This is a genomic window from Streptococcus sp. 3.1 (assembly GCF_016648915.1).
GTDB classification, from domain to species: domain Bacteria; phylum Bacillota; class Bacilli; order Lactobacillales; family Streptococcaceae; genus Streptococcus; species Streptococcus salivarius_E.
The window spans coordinates 152,482-174,277 of the sequence record NZ_JACLQV010000003.1 but is presented as its reverse complement, the minus strand read 5'-3'; the positions used below and the strand labels follow the sequence as shown (position 1 = coordinate 174,277).

The window sequence follows — 21,796 nt, the reverse complement described above, 5'->3', positions numbered from 1 at the left end:
AGATTGTTCTAATTTTCGAGGGACTAAAAAAATATTGTTGTCATTTTCATGTCATGAATGATAATACCAATAATCATTTTTCTATTCCTAAGAAGCAATATATAAAAGGAGGAAGAACACTAATGGGTATCGGTATTATTATTGCTAGCCATGGTAAATTCGCTGAAGGTATTCACCAATCAGGTTCTATGATTTTTGGTGAACAAGAGAAAGTTCAAGTGGTTACTTTCATGCCAAATGAAGGTCCTGACGACTTGTACGCTCACTTCAAAGATGCCATCGCTCAATTTGACGCTGACGACGAAATTCTTGTCCTTGCAGACCTTTGGTCTGGGTCACCATTTAACCAGGCAAGCCGTATCAAGGAAGAAAATCCTGATCGCAAGATGGTTATCGTGACAGGACTCAACTTGCCAATGCTTATCCAAGCATATACGGAACGTATGGTAGCTCCTGATGCTGGGGTTGAAGAGATTGTCGCTAACATTTATAAGGAAACCAAAGAAGGCGTTAAAGTCCTTCCAGAAGGCCTTATTCCTAAAGAAGACACTAAACCAGCCGACGCTAAGCCTTCTGTTCCTAAAGGTACCATTCCTGAAGGAACCGTTCTTGGTGATGGAAAAATCAAATACGTTTTGGCTCGTGTTGACACACGTCTCCTCCACGGTCAGGTTGCGACTGGTTGGACTCACTCAACTCACCCAGACCGTATCATCGTTGTTTCAGACACTGTTTGTCATGATAAACTTCGTACAAACATGATTAAACAAGCCGCTCCATCTGGTGTTCAAGTTCACGTTATCCCAATTAAAAACATGGTTAAAGCAAACAATGACCCACGTTTTGGTGATACACGTGCTATGCTTCTCTTTGAATCTGTTGAAGATGCTCTTGCTGCTGTTAAAGCAGGTGTTGATGTTAAAGAAATCAACCTTGGTTCTTCAGCTTATAAAGAAGGAAAAGTCAACGTTACTAAAGCTCTTTCATTTGACCAAACAGATGTGGATGCTATCAAAGAGTTGCAATCATTGGGTGTCAAATTTGACGTTCGTGGGGTACCAAGTGATAGCCCAGCAAACGTTGATGCCTTGATTAAGTCAGCTGAAACTAAATTAGCAGAGAAGAAATAATTTTGGAGGATGCATAAATGAGTTTAGTACAAATTATTTTAGTCGTAATTGTTGCTTTCATCATCGGTTGTAGCTCAGTTAACGACCAAATCGAAACATACCAGCCAGTTGTGGCTTGTTCCCTTATCGGTCTTGTTACTGGTCATCTCGAACTCGGCGTAATGTTGGGTGGTAGCTTACAGTTGATTACTATGGGATGGGCTAACGTTGGTGCTGCCATGGCACCAGATGCCTCACTTGCCGCTGTTGCTTCTACAATTATCCTTATCTTGGGTGGTCAAGGAACTAAAGGAATTGGTCCTGCCATCGCCCTTGCGGTGCCTTTGGCTGTTGCCGGTCTTGCCTTGACAATGGTTGTCCGTACAGCAACTGTCTTCATCGCTCATATTATGGATAGCCGTGCAGAAGCTGCTGATATCGCTGGTGTTGAAAGATGGCACTTTATCGGTATGGCCCTTCAAGGTCTCCGTGTTGCTATCCCTGCCCTCCTCTTGCTCTTGATTCCTGCACACCTCGTACAATCTGGTCTTGAAGCTATGCCTGAATGGTTAAAATCAGGTATGACAATCGGTGGTGGTATGGTTGTAGCCGTTGGTTATGCCATGGTTATCAACATGATGTCTAGTCGCGAAGTTTGGCCATTCTTCTTCCTTGGTTTTGCTTTGGCTGCCCTTAAAGAGTTGACCTTGATTAGTTTGGGTATCATCGGTCTCTGTCTTGCCGTTATGTACCTTGCACTTGAAGCTAGTGGTTCAAATGGTTCTTCAAATGATGGAGGATCAGGTGATCCCCTCGGTGAAATTCTGGAAGACTTTTAATTAGGAGGAAAGAAAATGGCTGATTCAAAAATTAAATTAACAAAAGCAGATCGTTTCAAAGCTTTCTTGCGCTCATACTTCCTTTTAGCTTCATTCAACTATGAACGTATGCAAAATGGTGGTGTGGCCTACACCCTTATTCCTGCAATCAAAAAACTTTATCAAACTAAAGAAGAACGTGCTGCTGCCCTTAAGCGTCACTTGGAATTCTTTAATACACAACCTTTCATGGCTAACCCAATCTTTGGGGTTACGCTTGCCTTGGAAGAAGAACGTGCCAACGGTGCTGAGATCGATGATGCGGCTATCTCAGGGGTTAAGGTCGGTATGATGGGACCTCTTGCAGGTGCCGGTGACCCTCTCTTCTGGTTTACCCTTCGTCCAATCTTCCTTTCACTAGGAGCAGGTTTGGCTGTTTCAGGTAACGTCCTAGGCCCAATCGTCTTCTTCGTTCTCTGGAACGTCATGGTTGCCGCCGTTAAATGGTATACTCAAGAATTCGGTTACCGTGCTGGTACTGCGATTACAGACGACTTGTCAGGTAACCTTCTTCAACAAGTAACTCGTGGCGCATCAATGATGGGGATGTTCGTTATCGGTTCTCTTATCCAACGTTGGGTAAGCATTACCTTCACACCAGTTGTCTCTGTTGTTAAACAACAAGAAGGTGCTTATATCGATTGGGATAAACTTCCAAAAGGTATTGCCGGTGTTAAAGCAGCCTTCCTAGAACAAGCTGCTGGTAAATCACTCGAAGCCAACAAGGTAACAACATTGCAAGATAACTTGAACCAATTGATTCCTGGTCTTGCTGCCCTTGGTTTGACTTTCCTCTGTATGTACCTTCTTAAGAGAAAAGTTTCTCCAATCGTTATCATCTTGGGTATCTTTGTTCTAGCTATTGTGCTCCACATTATTGGTGTACTCTAATCGGAGCAAGGTATGGTTAAATCGCTCAATACCGAAATGGCTCACACAACTAAGGGAACTTGGTTTCGTGAAGGGCCTATTTACGGAAATATTATGGTCGGTGATAAGGCCTTCGAATTTTACAACGATACGAAGTTACAAGATTACGTTCAAATTCCTTGGGATGAAGTCACTTATGTGATTGCCGATGTCTACTTCGGTGGTAAGTTCATCCCACGTTTTGAAATCCGTACTAAGCAAAATGGACGTTTCCGTTTTGCCAGTCGAAAAAGCCGAATAACTTTGAAAGAAATTCAAAAAAGAATTCCTCGAGAAAGTTTAAGAAAAGCACCTAGCTTTATCTCTGTCCTCAAACAAGGATTTAAAAATCTTTTCCGACTCATTGTCAAGAAGAAATAATCTCCGAATATTATAAAAAGATTGTTCGATCTAATGGTTGGGCAATCTTTTTATAATATTTTGCTCATTTTTGAAAGAAATTGACTTCTTTTGAAATTTTATCTCACTAGCTATTGACATTTACTTGAAAGCGTTTTACAATATAATTGTTCTTGATTTCTTATGTTTAAAAAGATTGAGAGACGCTTTTTTTTAGCGTCTTGATAAAAATCGGAGATAGTCTTTTTAAGCCTAGGAAAAAATAATTTATAAGGAGGAGAACACGAATGGGTATCGGTATTATTATTGCCAGCCATGGTAAGTTCGCTGAAGGAATCCACCAATCAGGCTCTATGATTTTTGGAGACCAAGAGAAAGTTCAAGTCGTAACTTTCATGCCAAGTGAAGGTCCTGATGACTTGTACGCTCACTTCAACGACGCCATTGCACAATTCGATGCTGATGATGAAATTCTTGTTTTGGCTGACCTTTGGTCTGGTTCACCATTTAACCAAGCTAGCCGAATTGCTGGAGAAAATCCAGGTCGCAAGATTGCTATCATCACAGGACTTAACTTGCCAATGCTAATCCAAGCATACACTGAACGTATGATGGATGCTAACGCTACTGCAGAGCAAGTTGCTGCTAATATCATCAAGGAAGCTAAGGGTGGTATCAAGGCGCTTCCAGAGGAGCTCAATCCAGCTGAGGAAACAACAGCAGCTCCTGTAGAAGCCGCTGCACCTCAAGGAGCTATCCCAGAAGGGACAGTTATCGGAGATGGTAAACTCAAGATTAACTTGGCACGTTTGGACACACGTCTCTTGCATGGTCAGGTAGCAACTAACTGGACACCTGCTTCTAAAGCAGATCGTATCATTGTTGCTTCAGACGATGTTGCTAAAGATGAGCTTCGTAAAGAATTGATCAAACAAGCAGCACCAAATGGGGTTAAAGCAAACGTTGTTCCAATTCAAAAATTGATTGATGCTTCTAAGGACCCTCGCTTTGGTAACACACACGCGCTTATCTTGTTCGAAACTGTTCAAGACGCACTTCGTGCTATCGAAGGTGGCGTGCCAATCAAAGAACTTAACGTTGGTTCTATGGCTCACTCAACTGGTAAAACAATGGTTAACAACGTTTTGTCTATGGACAAAGACGATGTTGCTTGCTTCGAAAAATTGCGTGACCTTGGCGTTGAATTCGACGTCCGTAAGGTACCAAATGATTCTAAGAAAGATTTGTTCGACCTTATCAAAAAAGCTAACGTTCAATAACCTTCATTCGGATAAATTAGTTGATAATCTCAGCTAATCACAACTCAATAGAAAAGGAATTATTACCATGTCAGATATGTCAATTATTTCTGCAATTTTGGTCGTAGTTGTTGCCTTCCTTGCTGGTCTTGAAGGTATCCTTGACCAATTCCAATTCCACCAACCACTTGTTGCATGTACCCTCATCGGTGCTGCTACAGGTAACCTCACTGCAGGTATCATGCTTGGTGGTTCTCTTCAAATGATTGCCCTTGCTTGGGCTAATATCGGTGCCGCTGTCGCTCCTGACGCTGCCCTTGCCTCTGTTGCTGCTGCCATTATTTTGGTTAAAGGTGGTAACTTCACAACTGAAGGTATCGGTGTTGCGACTGCAACAGCTATCCCACTTGCGGTTGCCGGTCTCTTCCTAACTATGCTTGTTCGTACAGCCTCTGTTGCCCTTGTTCATGCCGCAGATAAAGCTGCAGAAAACGGAAACATCGCTGGTGTTGAACGTGCACACTACCTCGCCCTCCTTCTTCAAGGTTTGCGTATCGCTGTGCCAGCTGCCCTTCTTCTTGCTATCCCAGCACAATCTGTTCAACATGCCCTTGGATTGATGCCTGACTGGCTCAACCACGGTATGGTTGTCGGTGGTGGTATGGTCGTAGCCGTTGGTTACGCCATGGTTATCAACATGATGGCAACTCGTGAAGTTTGGCCATTCTTCGCCATCGGTTTTGCTTTTGCTGCTATTAGCCAATTGACACTTATCGCTCTTGGTGCTATCGGTGTCGCTATTGCCTTCATCTACCTCAACCTTTCTAAACAAGGTGGCGGAAATGGTGGCGGAACTTCAACTGGTTCAGGCGACCCAATCGGCGATATCTTGGAAGACTACTAGGAAGGGGTGCTCTCATGGCTGAAAAAATTCAATTATCTCAAGCGGATCGTAAAAAGGTTTGGTGGCGCTCACAATTCTTGCAAGGTTCATGGAACTATGAACGTATGCAAAACTTGGGTTGGGCTTACTCACTCATTCCTGCTATCAAAAAACTCTACACTAACAAAGAAGACCAAGCCGCAGCTCTTAAACGTCACTTGGAATTCTTCAATACCCACCCTTACGTAGCTGCTCCTATCATGGGTGTTACCTTGGCTCTTGAAGAAGAAAAAGCTAACGGTACTGACATCGAAGATGCTGCTATCCAAGGGGTTAAAATCGGTATGATGGGACCTCTTGCCGGTATCGGTGACCCTGTTTTCTGGTTCACAGTTCGTCCTATCCTTGGTGCCCTTGGTGCATCATTGGCACAAGCTGGTAACATCGCTGGTCCACTTATCTTCTTCATCGGTTGGAACCTTATCCGTATGGCCTTCTTGTGGTATACTCAAGAACTTGGTTACAAAGCAGGTTCAGAAATCACTAAAGACATGTCTGGTGGTATCTTGAAAGATATTACTAAAGGGGCATCAATCCTTGGTATGTTCATCTTGGCTGTCCTTGTTGAACGTTGGGTATCTATCGTCTTCACTGTAAACCTTCCAGGTAAAGTTTTGTCTAAAGGTGCCTATATCGAATGGCCTAAAGGCAATGTTAGCGGTGACCAACTTAAGACTATCCTCGGCCAAGTTAATGACAAACTTAGCTTCGATAAGATTCAAGTTGATACCCTCCAAAAACAATTGGATTCATTGATTCCAGGTTTGATGGGACTTCTCCTTACTTTTGCATGTATGTGGTTGCTTAAGAAGAAAGTTTCACCAATCACAATCATCATCGGACTCTTTGTAGTTGGTATTGTTGCAAGCTTCTTCGGAATCATGTAAAAAGAGTAAGAGTTTAGCAAAGCTGAACTCTTTTCTTATGCTATAATAAAGGTACTACAATCAAAAAGCGAGATAGATATGGCACAATCACTAAACAAAACAGTTGAATTGCATACAACAGGCGTTTCCTACATGGCTATCGGAGGGAAAGTCGGTAAATTTCTAATCGGAGATGTGGCTCTTGAATTCTACCCAGATGTCAATGTCGAGCAATACATTCAAATTCCATGGACTAGCATCACACAAATCGGTGCAAATGTCTCAGGAAAGAGAATTAGCCGCCACTTTGAAGTGTTAACAGACAAGAGCAAATTCCTCTTTGCCTCTAAAGATTCAGGAAAGATTCTAAAGATTGCTAGGGAACACCTTGGCAATGAAAAAGTCGTCAAGCTACCAACTCTCATTCAAACTATTGGGGCTCGACTCAAAGGTTTATTTGCCAAAAAATCATAATTTTTGTATAATATAACAGACGGATAAGTACTAGCTAGACCCTTACAGAAAGCCTGCGGTTGCTGCGAGCAGGTAGGGTTGACCTACGAAATTCTACCGTTTCTAATAATTAAAAACATAAACAAGTGCACTCCTGTGAAGTTGGATGGAACCGTGGCCTATGTCACTCCAACACTTTCACTGGAGTGTTTTACTTTTTGGAGGAACTTATGTTAGATGTAAAACGTATTCGTAACGACTTCGATGCCCTTGCCGAAAAATTGGCTACACGTGGTGTCGCTGCTGAAACTTTAAATGAACTCAAAGAGCTTGATGTTAAACGTCGCGAACTTCTTATCAAATCTGAAGAACTCAAAGCTCAACGTAACATTGCTTCAGATGGTATCGCTCAAGCTAAGCGTAACAAAGAAGATGCTTCCGAACAAATCGCAGCAATGCAAAAAGTCTCTGCAGAAATTAAGGAGATTGATGCCGAACTTGCTGCTATCGATGAAAAGCTTAATGCCATCGTTGTGACACTTCCAAACACACCAAATGACTCTGTTCCTGTAGGCGCTGACGAAGATGAAAACGTAGAAGTTCGTCGTTGGGGAACACCTCGTGACTTTGATTTTGAAGTTAAAGCACACTGGGATCTTGGGGAAGACCTTGGTATCCTAGATTGGGAACGTGGTGCTAAAGTCACTGGTTCTCGTTTCCTTTTCTACAAAGGCCTTGGAGCAAAATTGGAACGTGCAATCTACAACTTCATGTTGGATGAGCACGCTAAAGAAGGTTACACTGAGATGATCACACCTTACATGGTTAACCACGACTCAATGTTCGGTACTGGTCAATATCCAAAATTCAAGGAAGATACTTTCGAGCTTGACGGTACTGACTACGTCCTTATCCCAACAGCTGAAGTTCCTTTGACAAACTACTACCGCGGTGAAATCCTTGACGGTAAAGAATTGCCAATCTACTTCACAGCTATGAGCCCTTCATTCCGTTCAGAAGCTGGTTCAGCTGGTCGTGATACACGTGGTTTGATTCGTCTTCACCAATTCCACAAGGTTGAAATGGTCAAATTCTCAAAACCTGAGGACTCATATGATGAGTTGGAAAAAATGGTAGTTAACGCTGAAAACATCCTTCAAAAACTTAACTTGCCATACCGTGTCATCACTTTGTGTACTGGCGATATGGGATTCTCAGCTGCGAAAACTTACGACTTGGAAGTTTGGATTCCAGCACAAAACACTTACCGCGAAATTTCTTCATGTTCAAACACAGAAGATTTCCAAGCCCGTCGTGCACAAATCCGTTACCGTGACGAAGCTGATGGTAAGGTAAAACTTCTTCACACTCTTAACGGTTCAGGACTTGCTGTTGGACGTACAGTAGCCGCTATCCTTGAAAACTACCAAAACGAAGATGGTTCAGTAACTATCCCTGAAGTTCTTCGTCCTTACATGGGTGGTGCTGAAGTGATTGCACCAAAATAACAAGGAAAATCTCCAGAAAGAACCTGGAGATTTTTTAGTTTTTATTAGCTTTCTCGTAATAGGCTTTCAACTTATCAAATCCATCAGCAAGCTCTTCTACTAACTCTTCCATAGTTTTACTAGTAGTCACTACCACATCATACTTAACCAATACCTTGCGGATACGACCATCTCTAACTGCTGCTTTAAGCATCTGACGATTCTCTTCAGTTCCTTCTACACGATGACTGACACCATCTTCCTGGGCAAAATAGTATAGAGAGGGGGCAATCGGTAAGTCTAGGACCTTATGTTGCTTAGCTAGAGTGGTGTCTGATTTTTTCCGTTCGACAAAGCTAACCTCAACTGAAATCCCCCATTTTTCAGGCTGACCATAAAGGCGAATCGCCATGGCAACATCGTCTAAACTGTCCTCAGGGGCCCTATAATAGCACCAAAAGTGTGGGCGACATATTTGTGCCTGATTGGCCCAATTACTGACACGATCCACCTTAAAGGGTGCCAAACGCTCCTCTAAAACTTTTGACAAAGTCTGCATTTCCTTACGAGCTGCTTGACCAAGTGCCTTGAGCATTTCCATCTCTTCTTGATGCGGACCCGCTTTTTCAGGTTTGATATACTTAACCCCTTGTTTAGATAAATAAGCTTTAATATTTTCTAACATCATTTCTCCTTACAATGACAAAAGACCAACCCTTAAAGATTCTATTCTGGTTGGTCTCTTTTTTTATTTACGTTTACGAGCAATCAAGTGGATTGGTGTTCCTTCAAAACCGAAAGCCTGACGAATTTGATTTTCCAAGAAACGCATGTATGAGAAGTGCATAAGCTCTTCTTCATTGACAAAGATAACAAATGTTGGTGGTTTAACCGAAACTTGTGTGCCGTAGAAAATCTTAAGACGTTTTCCTTTATCTGTTGGTGTTGGGTTGATGGCAATGGCATCCATAATAACATCATTCAAGACAGCCGATGAAATACGACGGTTTTGACTCTCACTGATGCGTTTAATCATCTCTGGCAACTTGTTAAGACGTTGTTTAGTTTCAGCCGATACAAAGATAATTGGTGCATAGCTCAAAAATTGGAACTGCTCACGGATATCCGCTTCCCAATTGGCAACAGTATGGTTGTCCTTCTTAATCGTATCCCATTTGTTAACTACGATGATAATCCCTTTACCAGCTTCATGGGCAAAACCAGCAATACGCTTGTCATACTCACGGATACCTTCTTCGGCATTGATAACCATAAGGACAACATCAGAACGGTCAATAGCACGCATAGAACGCATGACAGAGTATTTCTCTGTATTTTCATAAACCTTACCAGATTTACGCATACCAGCGGTGTCAATCATGGTATACTCTTGACCTTCACTGTCCACAAAGTTTGTATCAATGGCATCGCGAGTCGTACCAGCAATTGGGCTAGCAATTACACGGTCCTCCCCCAAAATGGCGTTAATCAAACTTGATTTTCCGACGTTTGGACGTCCAATCAAACTGAAACGGATGATATCTGGATTTTCTTCTTCAACTTCTGTTGGGAGATTTTCAACGATAGCGTCGAGAACATCCCCTGTACCGATACCGTGAACAGATGAAACTGGATAGGGATCACCAAGACCAAGAGAATAGAAATCATAGATATCTGCACGCATCTCAGGGTTATCCACTTTATTTACCGCCAAGATAACTGGCTTGTTGGTCTTATAAAGAATACGGGCAACGTACTCGTCCGCATCTGTCACGCCTTCCTTACCTGAAACGACAAAGACAATAACATCAGCTTCAGTCATGGCGATGTCGGCTTGGTGCTTAATTTGTTCCATAAATGGTGCATCAACATCATCGATACCACCAGTATCAATCAAGCTAAACTGGCGATTAAGCCATTCAGCAGAGGTATAAATACGGTCACGTGTTACCCCTTCAACGTCTTCGACGATAGAGATACGTTCACCCGCAATTCGATTAAATAGGGTTGATTTCCCAACATTTGGGCGACCCACGATAGCAACTGTAGGTAATGTCATATGTTTAAGTCCCTGATTAAAATAGGGATTCCTTTCTTCATTTAGCAGTCTCACTTCCACCAAAGGAAGCAAACTCTCTTATTCTTTATCATTATTAGATTCAACTTAGCGGCGATTAACACCCTTCAAGTGAATCTCTTTGGCAAGAAAACGAATACGCTCCATCACACGTTTGGCCTGCCAAGTCTCGTCTCCTTGACGTCCATTGGATAGCTTAGCTTCTAAATCCGCAAAACTATAGTTAGACGTAAAGAAAGTAGGCAGCTCTTCAATCATACGATGCTGGAGGATGACTTGCAAAACATCATCCCTAATCCAAGAAGAGAATTGCTCTGCACCAATATCATCTAGAACCAAAACTTCTGCTTGTTTGACAGCGTCTATTTGTTCCTTAACAGAACCATCCTTAATTCCATTTTTAACATCAATGGTAAAAGATGGGTAATGAATAATGGTCGTCGTAACCTTCTTGGTTTCGGAAAGTTCATGAGCCATAGCAGCCAACATGAAGGATTTTCCAACCCCCATGTCCCCGTAGATGTAGAGGCCTTTCTGGTCTGGACTAGGGTAATTCGCCACAAAATCCACGAGACTCTCAAAGGTATCCACACGCGCCACATCATCTAGAGCAATATCCGCAAAGGTAATCTTACGATAAGACTGAGGCAGACTCACCAAATTAATCCGTTTAGCGATAGCCTGTTGTTCCTGTTGCTCTTTGAGCTGACGCGTCTCCTTATAGGTCACATCAGCGTAGCCTTCATTCATGGTCAGAATCGGCTCATACCCTTTAGCAATATAGGAGGCATCACCTTCTTTGACCTTACGGCATTCCACCAGGAATTGATTAAACTTAGGAAGACTACGTTTGATTTCATCCTGGCTTAGGCTATGCTCTTGAATAAAGCTAGCCACTCTTGTATCTGCCAAAATTTGCTTCGTTAAATCTGTTGCATTGCCAGACCCATGATGCCCTGTTCGGTTTAGGGTTTGTCCAACTCTTTCCATAGGCTACTCCTTTCCTTTTTCTAGTTTTGCCAAAGCCCGACGTCTAATTTCATCCAATTTAGCCTGATCAGCCTGACTGGTTTGATTATCATAATCTGGATTACTCCAGCTCGGCACATTTGTTTTCTTCTTAGAATCAGCTTTTGCTTGTTGTGATTTCTTGTTGTAACCACTACGCAAAGCTAAAAGCCCTTGTTCGGCAGTGAGGATATTCTTAAAGTCAAAGTCGTTAGCAAGTTTAGAGATATACTCTCGATTCACATTCGTTGAACGTGTCCGTCCCAAACTGTAGGCAACCATGAGGTTAATGACCTCATCCATAAAGCCTCTTTGTGCCAAATCTGTGAGAATCTTCTTCTCAGAATTAGTCACAGCACCACCAGGACCCTTGGCACTTTGTAGATAATCTATAGGTTTTTCAGACCTAACCGCTTTAAGAATTTTTTTCTCCGTCTCCGTCAAAGCAGAGTCACCACCCAATTTTTGAGCTTGTGCCTGCTCTAATTGCACCTGCATACGCTTGACAATAATCTGGTAGTTGACGGCTGTCTTTTTAGCTAAGAGATAGGTATCATACCAATTCATGCCATGAGTCTCAGACAATTTATATATTTCTGGCACATCTGTCTTTTCATCTGTAAATACAAGCCCATCAGCCTGCATACGATTCCTAAAACCAGTTAAATCAAATGAATTTTTAGGCTTGATTTCAGACACAGACTTTTGAGCCAAACGCTCATCGGTAAAGACATCCGAAAAACGTTTAGATAAATCTTGCAATCCTTGGAGACCTGCCGGTTTCAAAGCGTCTACTGCTGGTTCACTAATCTTTTGCTCGAGAAGTGAACTATAAACGGCATGTTTTAGAAACTGCTCAATTGTTAAGGGAGACTTAAGCTCTATCACATAAAACCCTTGAGGTGACTGGTAAAAGGCCAAGAGATCTACTGCTGTCAGAACCGCCAGTGCTTCTTGAAGGGGCTGCATTCCAAAGTTAAGGTGATTCAGAATAGCCGCAAACTTATGGCGGCGATTACCATTGTCATAAAAAGCCACGAAATACTGGTAGAGAGCGTATCCCTCACTCCCAATAATGGGATAATAGCAACGCATTAAACTTGCCTGATCGGGAACGATAACCTGATTACCAACATAGACAAATTCTTCAATAGGTCTCATTTTTTAGACTCTTTTTTCGCACGTACAGTCTTGGTGATTTCTTGAAGCAACTCTTCAATCTCATCAACATCTTTGAAAGAACGGTAGACACTGGCAAAACGCACATAAGTAATTTCATCAAGGTCAGCGAGTTCTTTCATCACTAAATTCCCAATGACATCACTATCAACCTCCCCATCATGATTACGGCGAATGTTTTGCTCAATACGGGTGATGGCATTTTCGATATCCTCACTAGAAACCGGACGCTTCTGAGCACTCATCAAGATACCATTGAAAATCTTATCGCGAGAGAATTGTTCACGAGTACCGTCTTTTTTGACAACCAAAAGTGGAACTTCTTCCACACGCTCAAAAGTTGTAAAACGAGCATGACAAGAATCACACTCACGACGACGACGAATGGTATTCCCATCCTCTGCCTGACGGCTATCGATAACACTAGATTTATTATGTTGACATTTTGGACAACGCATGCACTTCACCACCAATCTCTGAAATTCGGTACTCTATTTTACCATAAAAACACAAAAAAAGCACGCTCTAAACGAGGCGTGCTCACGACCAAGAATCACTCTAAGACTCTTATAAATTGATTTAAAGCTCAAGTTGAGGTGTCGTCGTTTCTCCATCCGCAAACGGAATGTAAAGGTCGAAACGTGTTCCAACACCAAGTTCAGAACTAACATCGATACGGCAGCGATAAGCTTCCACAATTTGGTAAAGGATTGACAAACCAATACCAACACCAGATTGTGTTGTCGTACGATTACGTGCCTTGTCTGAACGATAGAAGCGTTCAAAGATATGCTCAATATCTTCTTTAGAAATCCCTTCACCATTATCTTGTACTTGTACCAACATTTCATCTTCCAGAGCCTTAATTGTAACCTGGATTTCCTTGTTAACAGGAGAATACTTGACCGCATTATCAATCAAAATAGTAATCGCCTGTTCAAAGTGTTGGCTGTAAATCTGTGCTGGACGCTCTGAGCTCTCAAAATCATTGAGATAGAATTGGTAATCTTCATGCAAGACACGGAAGTTACCAATAACCGTACGGATTGAAGAATTCAAATCACACGTATCATTTCTATGATTTTCAAATGATCCTTTGACACGGATAGAATCCAACATATCATTAATCATAATCGTCATACGGTTGGCCTCATGACTTGCAGCCTCAAGACTCTCCTCAAGAATCTCAGGGTCATTTTTACCCCAACGTTGCAAGAGGTCCATATGGCCCTTGATAACCGCAATCGGCGTACGTAATTCATGACTGACGTCACTCAAGAAACGCATCTGCATCTGATTATTTTCTTGGATTTTATCCATCATACGGTTAAAGTTAACCGCCAAATCACCAATTTCATCGTGGCTTTCAATCTTAGAACGAAGTTCCAAATCACTTGGCGAATCGGTGATAACTCCCATCGTTTCGTGCAACTGTCTCATCGGACGAAGAATAGATGTCAAGACAACCACAGTTGCTGCGATAACTAGGACCGTCATCCCCACTTCTAGGAAAATCAATAAGAAAATCAAACGCTCTTTCAGAGCATAGTAGAATTCCAAATCATGGAAAATCTGGGCATAACCAACGATGGTCTTTTTATCCTTACCGTAAATTGGAACTTGCAGTAAGAAACCACGCTTTCCTTTATAGGACACTGACTTCAGTTTGTTTACTTCAGACATGCCTGGAGGAGAGTCTGTGTTTTCCTCAGAAGTAAAGATAAACGTTCCCTTTTTGTCATAAACAAAAACAGATTGGTTAGAAAATAATTTATTAGAAATTGCAACTTGACCATCCAAAGAGTGCTTTTCAGAAAGCACACCATTAATGATTGATGCATAGATATTTTTAGGCGAATAAAGGGCCGCTAAAAGCGGTTCTGGACTCAACTCTTCATCAGAATCCCAGTCCTTTTCGATATAAGTAACAACTTTCGAAATTGTATTATTTACATTTTGACGTTCACGTTGCAAAAGAAGCGTATTGGCCGAGAAAACAACAACTAGAGTGAACATCGACAATACAAGAAAGAAGACCACAGCAGTTGTCATGGTCAACTTTTTTCTAATGGTTACTTTACCAAATAATTTATCTTGTAATTTACTCATTTTTCACGGATAACGTAACCCATTCCTCGCACTGTTTGAATGTATGATTCCTTACCTGGAACATCGATTTTTCCACGCAAGTAACGAATATAGACATCTACAACGTTTGTTTCGATTGCATCATCATATTTCCAAACTTGAAGCAAGAGTTCCTCACGGGTCATCACTTGGTTCATATTGCTCAAAAGTGTGTTCAACAAATCAAACTCACGTTTTGTCAATGGAATTGCTTCATCACCACGAACAACTGTACGGTTTTGAACATCCAATTTCAAATCACGATAAGTTGACGCTTTAGCTGGTGCATTCTTAGCAGCTTCGATATCTTGGCGACGGAAGGTTGCACGAATACGTGCCAATAGTTCTTCAATCGCAAAAGGTTTTACAATATAGTCATCAGCACCACGGTCCAAACCAGCAACAATGTCCATGATTGAATCGCGGGCTGTCATCATCATAATATAAGTATCTTTTTCTTGTTGGAGACGACGTGTTACTTCAAAACCGTCCATCTCAGGCAACATAAGGTCCAAGAGAATAAGATCGAAATCTTTCTCGAGTGCCATTTCAAGTCCTTCACGTCCGTTGTCTGCTGTCACAACGTCGTATCCTTCGTGTTGAAGTTCAAGAGAGACAAAACGAGCAAGGTTTTTCTCATCTTCAACAATCAAAATGCGTTTGCTCATAATAAGTATTTACCACTTTCTTAAAATTTTTTGACTTCTATTTCCCTTAAAAAGTCTGTAGATTTACCCTATAAATAAATCCGAAAATTAACTTCTAATGATATAATAATACAGATTTTTAAAATTGTCAAACATTTTTAGTTTATTTTTTTGAATTAATTTTCGTCAAATAGACCGTTCAATTGGGCAAAGGGATTACTTGCCTCTTTTTTCTCCTGTTGAAGTGCGGCAAAATCCTCTTCTGACAAGACTTCCCAGTCATTACCTGAGAGCGAAATTTGTCCTGATTCTTCCTCAGGTGTTAATACTCTCAAAGGAATATTAAGAAGAATATTATCTAGAATACTCTCATCAAGATTAATGGTATCCCCATCCAAGATAAGAACTAGATTTTCTTCGACTAATTCCTTTTGAAGAGCTGCATCTGCCTCTTGTATAAAGGTTTCTGAAACTGGATAGTTAAAGCTAAGTGTCACAGGTTCAAGTGAACGGCTAGATGGCAAGGTAATATCATAGCTAAGTTGATAGTCCAAAAGGTACAAGCCATTATCATAGGCTACCTGACCACTTGCTTGAATCTGTTCAAGATTTAAAACTTGATCATAGCGTTCTTTAATAGACTCCAACAAAGAAGGTGCTTCAGTAAAGACGAGCCCCTCTGGAGACTTTCTAACTTCTGAAAGATAAATCATTCTTAATCCTCAAATTAAATTTCCCCATAGGGATCTATTTTCAATCCACAAGACCATAATCCCCTACATTCACTTTTCATTAGAGAGCATGATTATGATTTTAGACTTAATTAGTATTATATCAAATTTTTAAGAAAAAATAACACCTTTAATATTACATATTTCTTAAACTTAGAACTTTTTTCAAAGCTAATAAGAAACTTACTCAGACCCAGTTTCCATCTGTCCTATAGAGTTAGATGAAAGCTCTTAATTATGGTAAAATAAGAGCATTGAAACTAGATAAAAGGAATATATAATGACACCTGAAGATTTTTACAAGGCTCTGAAAGAACTGGGGTTCGATCTCAGCCAAAAACAAAAAGACCAATTCCAACGCTACTTTGAGCTTTTGGTAGAATGGAACGAAAAGATCAACCTTACTGCAATCACAGAAAGAGACGAGGTCTACCTCAAACATTTCTACGATTCCCTAGCTCCTGTGCTTCAAGGGCATATTAAAAATCAAAGTATTCGACTTCTGGATATCGGAGCTGGAGCTGGATTTCCAAGTCTCCCTATGAAAATCCTTTGCCCTGAGCTTGATGTGACTATCATCGACTCTCTTAATAAACGCATCAATTTCCTCAATCTCTTGGCTGATGAACTTGAGCTCAGCGGTGTTCACTTCTATCATGGACGTGCAGAGGATTTTGGACAAGACAAGGCCTTCCGTGCTCAGTTTGATATTGTTACTGCCCGTGCCGTCGCACGCATGCAAGTTCTCTCAGAATTGACTATTCCTTTCTTGAAGGTTGGTGGACAACTTATTGCACTTAAAGCTGTAGCAGCTGATGAAGAGTTAGCCGATGCTAAAAATGCCTTGAACTCGCTTTTTGCCAAGCCTATTCTCAACGAGAACTACAGACTGCCAAATGGGGATGGACGTAATGTCACTATTGTCGATAAGAAAAAAGAAACCCCAAATAAATACCCACGTCGTGCTGGAATTCCTAACAAGAAGCCGCTATAACGTTTATCCAAGGAGGTGTCTTACTCCTTGGATTATTATTTACTCTTATGATAACTTGGAGGTTTTCATTGATTAATCGTCTTTCTGTCACGCAAAAGCTTGTGCTCAGCTTTGTCTTTGTCATTATAGTGGGAAGTATTTTACTTAGCCTTCCCATAAGCCACTATGCTAATAGTCCAGAAACAAGCTACCTGGATCATCTCTTCAATACTGTGTCAATGGTCTGTGTAACTGGACTTTCTGTTGTCCCGGTCAGTAAGGCATACAATGGTCTCGGTCAAATTTTCTCTATGCTTCTCATGCAGACGGGAGGACTTGGGCTCGTCTCTCTTATAGCCTTTAGCACCTATACCCTGAAAAATAAATTAGGACTGAGTGATCAAGATCTCCTTCAATCCGCACTTAGCAGGGATAACCAAAAAGATTTGAAAGCTTATCTTTTTAAGGTCTATAAAATTACTTTTTCTATTGAAGTTTTGGCAGCACTTGTGATTATGACTGATTTCATTCCTCGTTTTGGACTTGGTCACGGCATTTTTAATAGTCTCTTTCTAGCTGTCTCTGCCTTTTGTAATGCTGGATTTGACAACTTAGGTTCTAACAGTTTACAGGATTATGCAACCAATCCAACCATTAACCTTGCTGTAGCTTTTCTCATTATGTCTGGAAGTTTGGGATTTGCAGTTTGGATTGATTTGATTCAACTATTGCGACGTTATATTAAAGATCGTCCAAGGAATTGGAAATTAGCTTGTAGACCTTTCAGCAATCAAAGCCGTCTTGTTCTTATAAGTACAGGCTGTCTCCTCTTAGGAGGAACACTACTTGCTTGGTTACTGGAAATGGATAACTCTAAGACAATCGGTACTCTCAATGTCTGGCAACAACTTCTGGTAAGTTTCTTTCAGACTGTAACCATGCGTACCGCTGGCTTTGCAACTATTTCCTATACCAATGCCGATTTCTCCACAAATCTTCTTTTTATGATTCAAATGATTATTGGGGGTGGTCCTGGAGGAACTGCGGGTGGTATCAAGGTAACCACTGCCTCCATTATGTTTCTTCTTTTCAAGTCGGAGCTCTCTGGTAACTCTAGTGTTGTTTTCCGAAATCGTATTATCTCTAATAAAACTGTTATGCAAGCATTCACTGTTACCCTCTTCTTCCTAACCATGCTCTTTGTCGGCTATGTTATTTTGCTGGAGACTAATCCTACACTATCGCCCCTAGGCCTACTTTTTGAGAGTGTGTCAGCCATTGCTACCGTTGGTGTTTCAATGGATTTGACCCCTAATCTAAATACTCTAGGACGACTCGTTATCATGTCTCTGATGTTCATTGGCCGTGTTGGACCTATCACTGTTCTCTTGAGCTTGATGACCAAAAAAGAAAAGCATGTCTCTTATGCCCCAACTGATATTTCAGTTGGCTAAACAATTTTATTCATTGCCAATATTCTGAAAGGATTTTATATGAAAACACAAATTATTGGGGTCCTCGGTTTGGGAATCTTTGGACAAACCATTGCAACCGAACTCTCCTCTTTTGGACAAGACGTTATTGCCTTAGATAATAACTCTACAACAATTAATTCCCTTGCTGATCAGGTGACTAAGGCCGCTGTTGGTGACATTACTGACATTGACTTTCTACGTTCTGCTGGTATTGATACTTGCGATACGGTCATTATTGCAACTGGAGAACACTTAGAATCTTCTGCACTGGCGCTCCTGCAATGTAAAAAGCTTGGCATTACAAATATTATCGCCAAAGCTATGAATAACAATTATGAGGAAGTCCTTTACGGAATGGGGGCCAACTGGGTCATCACTCCTGAGCGTAGCACAGCAAAAGAATTGGCTTCAAATATCCTCCGTTATAACATTTCAAATGTTTTTCATTTAGAGGACGACGTGGCTTTAATTGAACTTAAAATTCCAAAGGAATGGGCTGGAAAGTCTTTGCATACATTAAATCTAAGACAAAATTATAACGTCAACGTTATTGGTTTTAGAGATGAGCAAAATGGCAAGTTAAACACTCACTTTGACCCAAGTAAGAAACTACCTGACGAAGGAATCATCCTAGTTGTCGCCGACAATCGGACACTAGAAAAATTTGATTATTTAGGCTATTTGAAATAACAAAAAACGTTCCAATCTCGTTCATCTGGACAAGACGGGAACATTTTTTATTATACTTAATGGCAGATTCTCTCTATGCTAAGAGCATTAGCCCCATGGATTATAAAAACGACTATGATTGAAGAAGATTAATCCAATACTAATCCCCAATATAAGGATAGCTGATAGGATGACAAGGTAATCTTGTTTCATCAAAGATTTATGCACATACCATGTACGTTTTTTGTAGCGACCAAATCGTCGTAACTCCATGGCTGTCGATATGGTATCAATTCGTTCGAGAGATGAAAAAATTAGTGGAAGAACAATTTGGAGATTCCCGCGAATGCGTTTGACCAATCCCGCCTTTTGCGACAAATCCAAACCACGAGCCTCCTGAGCCTTACGAATCGTAAAGAATTCTTCTTGAACATCTGGAATATAACGCAAGGTTAAACTCACGGAATAGGCAAATTTATAAGGAACCCCAATTTGATTTAGGCTAGCCGCAAACTGACTCGGATGAGTGGTCATAAGAAAAAGAATGGCAAGAGGGACCGTTGAAAAATACTTGAGCAATAGATTTGCAAGGTAAAAAAGCTCCTGACTGGTTAGATAGAAACGCCCCCAGCCTTCAATAATAACTGTCTTAGCCCCATAAATTTCTTCACCATAGCCAGGTGCGAAAAGGTAGACCATAAGTAAATTAAAGAGAGCAATCGATCCAATAATCTTAACAACGAAAGAAATATCTCGCCAACGAATCTTGGCCAAATAAAAGAGATAAATAGAAAGTAAGCCTACTGCTAGAATAAAACGTGGGTCATAGGTTGCCATACAAGCAACTGAAACCAAGATAAAGAAAAGCATCTTACTTGCCCCAGACAAATCATAGAGGAAACCTTGACCTGACTGATAACCAATTAAACGATTAGACATTAGGGCCTCCTTTTTCGATATAATACTGGGTTACTTCTACTGGATCACTTGACAATTTCTGACCCAATGTATAAAGAGATGTCTGCTTGAGATTGGCTGACTCAAGTAAATCCTTCTGATTAAGAATTGTAACAGGATTATCGTCTGCAATGATTTTCCCCTCAACCACAACGAGACAACGATCACTATATTCCAACATGAGCTGCATGTCATGGGTAATCATCACAATGGTATGGCCTTGCTTCTGAAGACTGTCCAAGAAATTCATGATATCCGTGTAAGTCTTGTAATCTTGACCAGCTGTTGGCTCATCCAAGATAATGATTTCAGGTTTCAAGACCAAGATCGACGCAATGGTCACACGCTTTTTCTGACCAAAGGAAAGCGCAGAAATAGGCCATTTACGAAAACTATAGAGGCCACAAGTCTTCAGGACCTCATGAACACGCTCTTCAACCTCAGTTTCTTCAATCCCTCGCAAGCGTAAACCTAGAGCCACTTCATCAAAAATCATAGTTTGGCTAATCATCTGATTAGGGTTTTGCAAAACAAAGCCTATACGCTCTGAACGCTCGGCGATGCTATCCTGACTGATATCCTGACCCTTGTAAGTTAATTTACCTTGACTAGGAACAAAACCGCATAGAGCTTTGGCAAGCGTCGACTTTCCAGCTCCATTTTTACCGACAATCGCTAGTCGCTCACCTTTTTTCAAGCTAAAAGACATATCCTCTATAATCGCTGGATTATCCCCATAGGAAACGCTAAGCCCCTCAACCTTCAAAATAGAATCACTTGAACTGTCTCTTTTATCTTTCAAAACTCTATCTGGCAGAACAAGGTCAGATAAGTCTAAAGCATCCAATTGACTAAGATTTTGTGCATCTCTTGTGTCAAATCCCAACTGACGTAAAACCGTCACATATAGAGGTTCGCGAATCCCATTTTCCAGTAAGAGAGCACTTGATAAAAGCTCATCTGGGCTACCGTTAAAGAGGAGGGTGCCATCATTGACCAGTAAAATCCGGTCAACAGGACGATAAAGAACATCTTCTAGGCGATGCTCAATAATAATTGTTGTAGCTCCCTCCTCTTTGTGGATTTTATCAATGAGGTCAATGGTTTCCTGTCCTGATTTAGGATCTAAATTTGCTAGAGGCTCATCAAATAAAAGAATAGGACTCTCATCAATCAAGACTCCAGCCAAACTAACTCGTTGTTTTTGGCCACCTGATAAGTCTTGAGGGCGGTGATTCAAAAGAGAAGTCAAGTCTAGACGTTCAGCCCAGAGAGCTACCTTATCCTTCATCTCACTTTGATTAGCACAATCATTTTCCAAGGCAAAAGCCAAATCCTCGGCTACTGTTAAGCCAATAAACTGACCATCTGGATCTTGCAATACCGTAGATACTAACTGTGACTTATCATAGATAGATTGCTTGAAAATATTCTGTCCAGCTATCCTTACCTGGCCTTGTGCCTGGCCTTTATGGATATTAGGTATGATACCATTGAGACACTGAGCCAGGGTCGACTTTCCGCTACCAGAAGGGCCTAAAATGAGCACTTTCTCGCCTTTGACAATATCAAAGCTGATATCTTTAAGCGTCGCTTCTGCTTGCGCATCATATTGAAATGTAAACTGATTAAAACTAATGTATTTATCCATGTTTCTACTAAAAAAGAGAGGAGGTATCAAAGCAAACT

At 41.1% G+C, this 21,796-nt stretch carries 22 protein-coding genes; 12 read left to right on the top strand and 10 right to left on the bottom strand.

The annotated features are described in order from the left end of the window. Positions 1–122: 122 nt before the first annotated feature. The 9 genes from H7U02_RS03200 to serS all read left to right on the top strand — a co-directional run bounded on the left by H7U02_RS03200 (position 123) and on the right by serS (position 8,285). Positions 123–1,130 (top strand): PTS sugar transporter subunit IIB, encoded by a 1,008-nt coding sequence (locus H7U02_RS03200; protein WP_021143568.1) that lies wholly within the window; start codon positions 123–125, stop codon positions 1,128–1,130. A gap of 17 nt (positions 1,131–1,147) precedes the next feature. Continuing rightward, positions 1,148–1,948 carry a PTS mannose/fructose/sorbose transporter subunit IIC gene (locus H7U02_RS03195; RefSeq protein WP_002886606.1) on the top strand — a complete coding sequence of 267 codons (801 nt, stop codon included), beginning with the start codon at positions 1,148–1,150 and terminating at the stop codon, positions 1,946–1,948. A gap of 15 nt (positions 1,949–1,963) precedes the next feature. Beyond that, positions 1,964–2,878 (top strand): PTS system mannose/fructose/sorbose family transporter subunit IID, encoded by a 915-nt coding sequence (locus tag H7U02_RS03190; protein WP_002889984.1) that lies wholly within the window; start codon positions 1,964–1,966, stop codon positions 2,876–2,878. 12 nt (positions 2,879–2,890) lie between these two features. Next, positions 2,891–3,277: a DUF956 family protein gene (locus tag H7U02_RS03185; RefSeq protein WP_110980905.1), complete on the top strand. Its 387-nt coding sequence runs from the start codon at positions 2,891–2,893 to the stop codon at positions 3,275–3,277. 266 nt (positions 3,278–3,543) lie between these two features. Continuing rightward, the gene (locus H7U02_RS03180) at positions 3,544–4,536 is read left to right on the top strand and encodes a PTS sugar transporter subunit IIB (protein ID WP_110980906.1); all 993 of its coding nucleotides are present in this window, start codon (positions 3,544–3,546) and stop codon (positions 4,534–4,536) included. 67 nt (positions 4,537–4,603) lie between these two features. Further along, positions 4,604–5,419, top strand: coding sequence for a PTS mannose/fructose/sorbose transporter subunit IIC (locus tag H7U02_RS03175; protein ID WP_060933518.1), 816 nt, complete (start codon positions 4,604–4,606; stop codon positions 5,417–5,419). A gap of 14 nt (positions 5,420–5,433) precedes the next feature. Beyond that, positions 5,434–6,345, top strand: coding sequence for a PTS system mannose/fructose/sorbose family transporter subunit IID (locus tag H7U02_RS03170; RefSeq protein ID WP_002883717.1), 912 nt, complete (start codon positions 5,434–5,436; stop codon positions 6,343–6,345). Between the two features lie 78 nt (positions 6,346–6,423). After that, a complete protein-coding gene (locus H7U02_RS03165; protein ID WP_002883765.1) occupies positions 6,424–6,798 on the top strand; it encodes a DUF956 family protein in 375 nt (124 codons plus the stop codon). Between the two features lie 209 nt (positions 6,799–7,007). Continuing rightward, positions 7,008–8,285: a serine--tRNA ligase gene (serS, locus tag H7U02_RS03160; protein ID WP_073686616.1), complete on the top strand. Its 1,278-nt coding sequence runs from the start codon at positions 7,008–7,010 to the stop codon at positions 8,283–8,285. 34 nt (positions 8,286–8,319) lie between these two features. Here the strand turns inward: serS and H7U02_RS03155 are convergent, their stop codons facing one another. From H7U02_RS03155 to H7U02_RS03120, 8 genes are all read right to left on the bottom strand, one after another. After that, the gene (locus H7U02_RS03155; protein ID WP_110980907.1) at positions 8,320–8,949 is read right to left on the bottom strand and encodes a ribonuclease P; all 630 of its coding nucleotides are present in this window, start codon (positions 8,947–8,949) and stop codon (positions 8,320–8,322) included. A 63-nt stretch (positions 8,950–9,012) separates the two neighbouring features. Further along, positions 9,013–10,323 carry a ribosome biogenesis GTPase Der gene (gene der / locus H7U02_RS03150; protein WP_037597430.1) on the bottom strand — a complete coding sequence of 437 codons (1,311 nt, stop codon included), beginning with the start codon at positions 10,321–10,323 and terminating at the stop codon, positions 9,013–9,015. 105 nt (positions 10,324–10,428) lie between these two features. Continuing rightward, positions 10,429–11,331: a primosomal protein DnaI gene (dnaI, locus tag H7U02_RS03145; protein ID WP_110980908.1), complete on the bottom strand. Its 903-nt coding sequence runs from the start codon at positions 11,329–11,331 to the stop codon at positions 10,429–10,431. Between the two features lie 3 nt (positions 11,332–11,334). Then, on the bottom strand, positions 11,335–12,510 hold the full coding sequence (locus H7U02_RS03140) for a DnaD domain protein (protein ID WP_110980909.1): 1,176 nt from the start codon (positions 12,508–12,510) through the stop codon (positions 11,335–11,337). Next, positions 12,507–12,986 (bottom strand): transcriptional regulator NrdR, encoded by a 480-nt coding sequence (gene nrdR / locus H7U02_RS03135; protein WP_002883820.1) that lies wholly within the window; start codon positions 12,984–12,986, stop codon positions 12,507–12,509. The genes H7U02_RS03140 and nrdR overlap by 4 nt, the downstream gene beginning before the upstream one ends. Positions 12,987–13,107: 121 nt before the next feature. Then, complete coding sequence (locus tag H7U02_RS03130) at positions 13,108–14,637, bottom strand: HAMP domain-containing histidine kinase (protein ID WP_002889963.1); 1,530 nt, start codon at positions 14,635–14,637, stop codon at positions 13,108–13,110. Next, positions 14,634–15,323 carry a response regulator transcription factor gene (locus tag H7U02_RS03125; protein ID WP_002883757.1) on the bottom strand — a complete coding sequence of 230 codons (690 nt, stop codon included), beginning with the start codon at positions 15,321–15,323 and terminating at the stop codon, positions 14,634–14,636. Before H7U02_RS03125 ends, H7U02_RS03130 begins: the two co-directional genes overlap by 4 nt. 155 nt (positions 15,324–15,478) lie before the next feature. Further along, a complete protein-coding gene (locus H7U02_RS03120) occupies positions 15,479–16,015 on the bottom strand; it encodes a DUF177 domain-containing protein (protein ID WP_201042779.1) in 537 nt (178 codons plus the stop codon). 298 nt (positions 16,016–16,313) lie between these two features. Here H7U02_RS03120 and rsmG point away from each other — a divergent pair, with 298 nt between their 5' ends. The 3 genes from rsmG to H7U02_RS03105 all read left to right on the top strand — a co-directional run bounded on the left by rsmG (position 16,314) and on the right by H7U02_RS03105 (position 19,171). After that, positions 16,314–17,027 carry a 16S rRNA (guanine(527)-N(7))-methyltransferase RsmG gene (gene rsmG, locus H7U02_RS03115; protein WP_155222411.1) on the top strand — a complete coding sequence of 238 codons (714 nt, stop codon included), beginning with the start codon at positions 16,314–16,316 and terminating at the stop codon, positions 17,025–17,027. Positions 17,028–17,095: 68 nt separating this feature from the next. Beyond that, the gene (locus H7U02_RS03110) at positions 17,096–18,460 is read left to right on the top strand and encodes a TrkH family potassium uptake protein (RefSeq protein WP_311637291.1); all 1,365 of its coding nucleotides are present in this window, start codon (positions 17,096–17,098) and stop codon (positions 18,458–18,460) included. A gap of 39 nt (positions 18,461–18,499) precedes the next feature. After that, positions 18,500–19,171 (top strand): potassium channel family protein, encoded by a 672-nt coding sequence (locus H7U02_RS03105; protein ID WP_073688679.1) that lies wholly within the window; start codon positions 18,500–18,502, stop codon positions 19,169–19,171. 87 nt (positions 19,172–19,258) lie between these two features. Here the strand turns inward: H7U02_RS03105 and H7U02_RS03100 are convergent, their stop codons facing one another. Next, a complete protein-coding gene (locus H7U02_RS03100; protein ID WP_073688680.1) occupies positions 19,259–20,089 on the bottom strand; it encodes an energy-coupling factor transporter transmembrane component T family protein in 831 nt (276 codons plus the stop codon). Next, on the bottom strand, positions 20,082–21,758 hold the full coding sequence (locus H7U02_RS03095) for an ABC transporter ATP-binding protein (protein WP_073688681.1): 1,677 nt from the start codon (positions 21,756–21,758) through the stop codon (positions 20,082–20,084). Before H7U02_RS03095 ends, H7U02_RS03100 begins: the two co-directional genes overlap by 8 nt. Between the last annotated feature and the right edge of the window lie 38 nt (positions 21,759–21,796).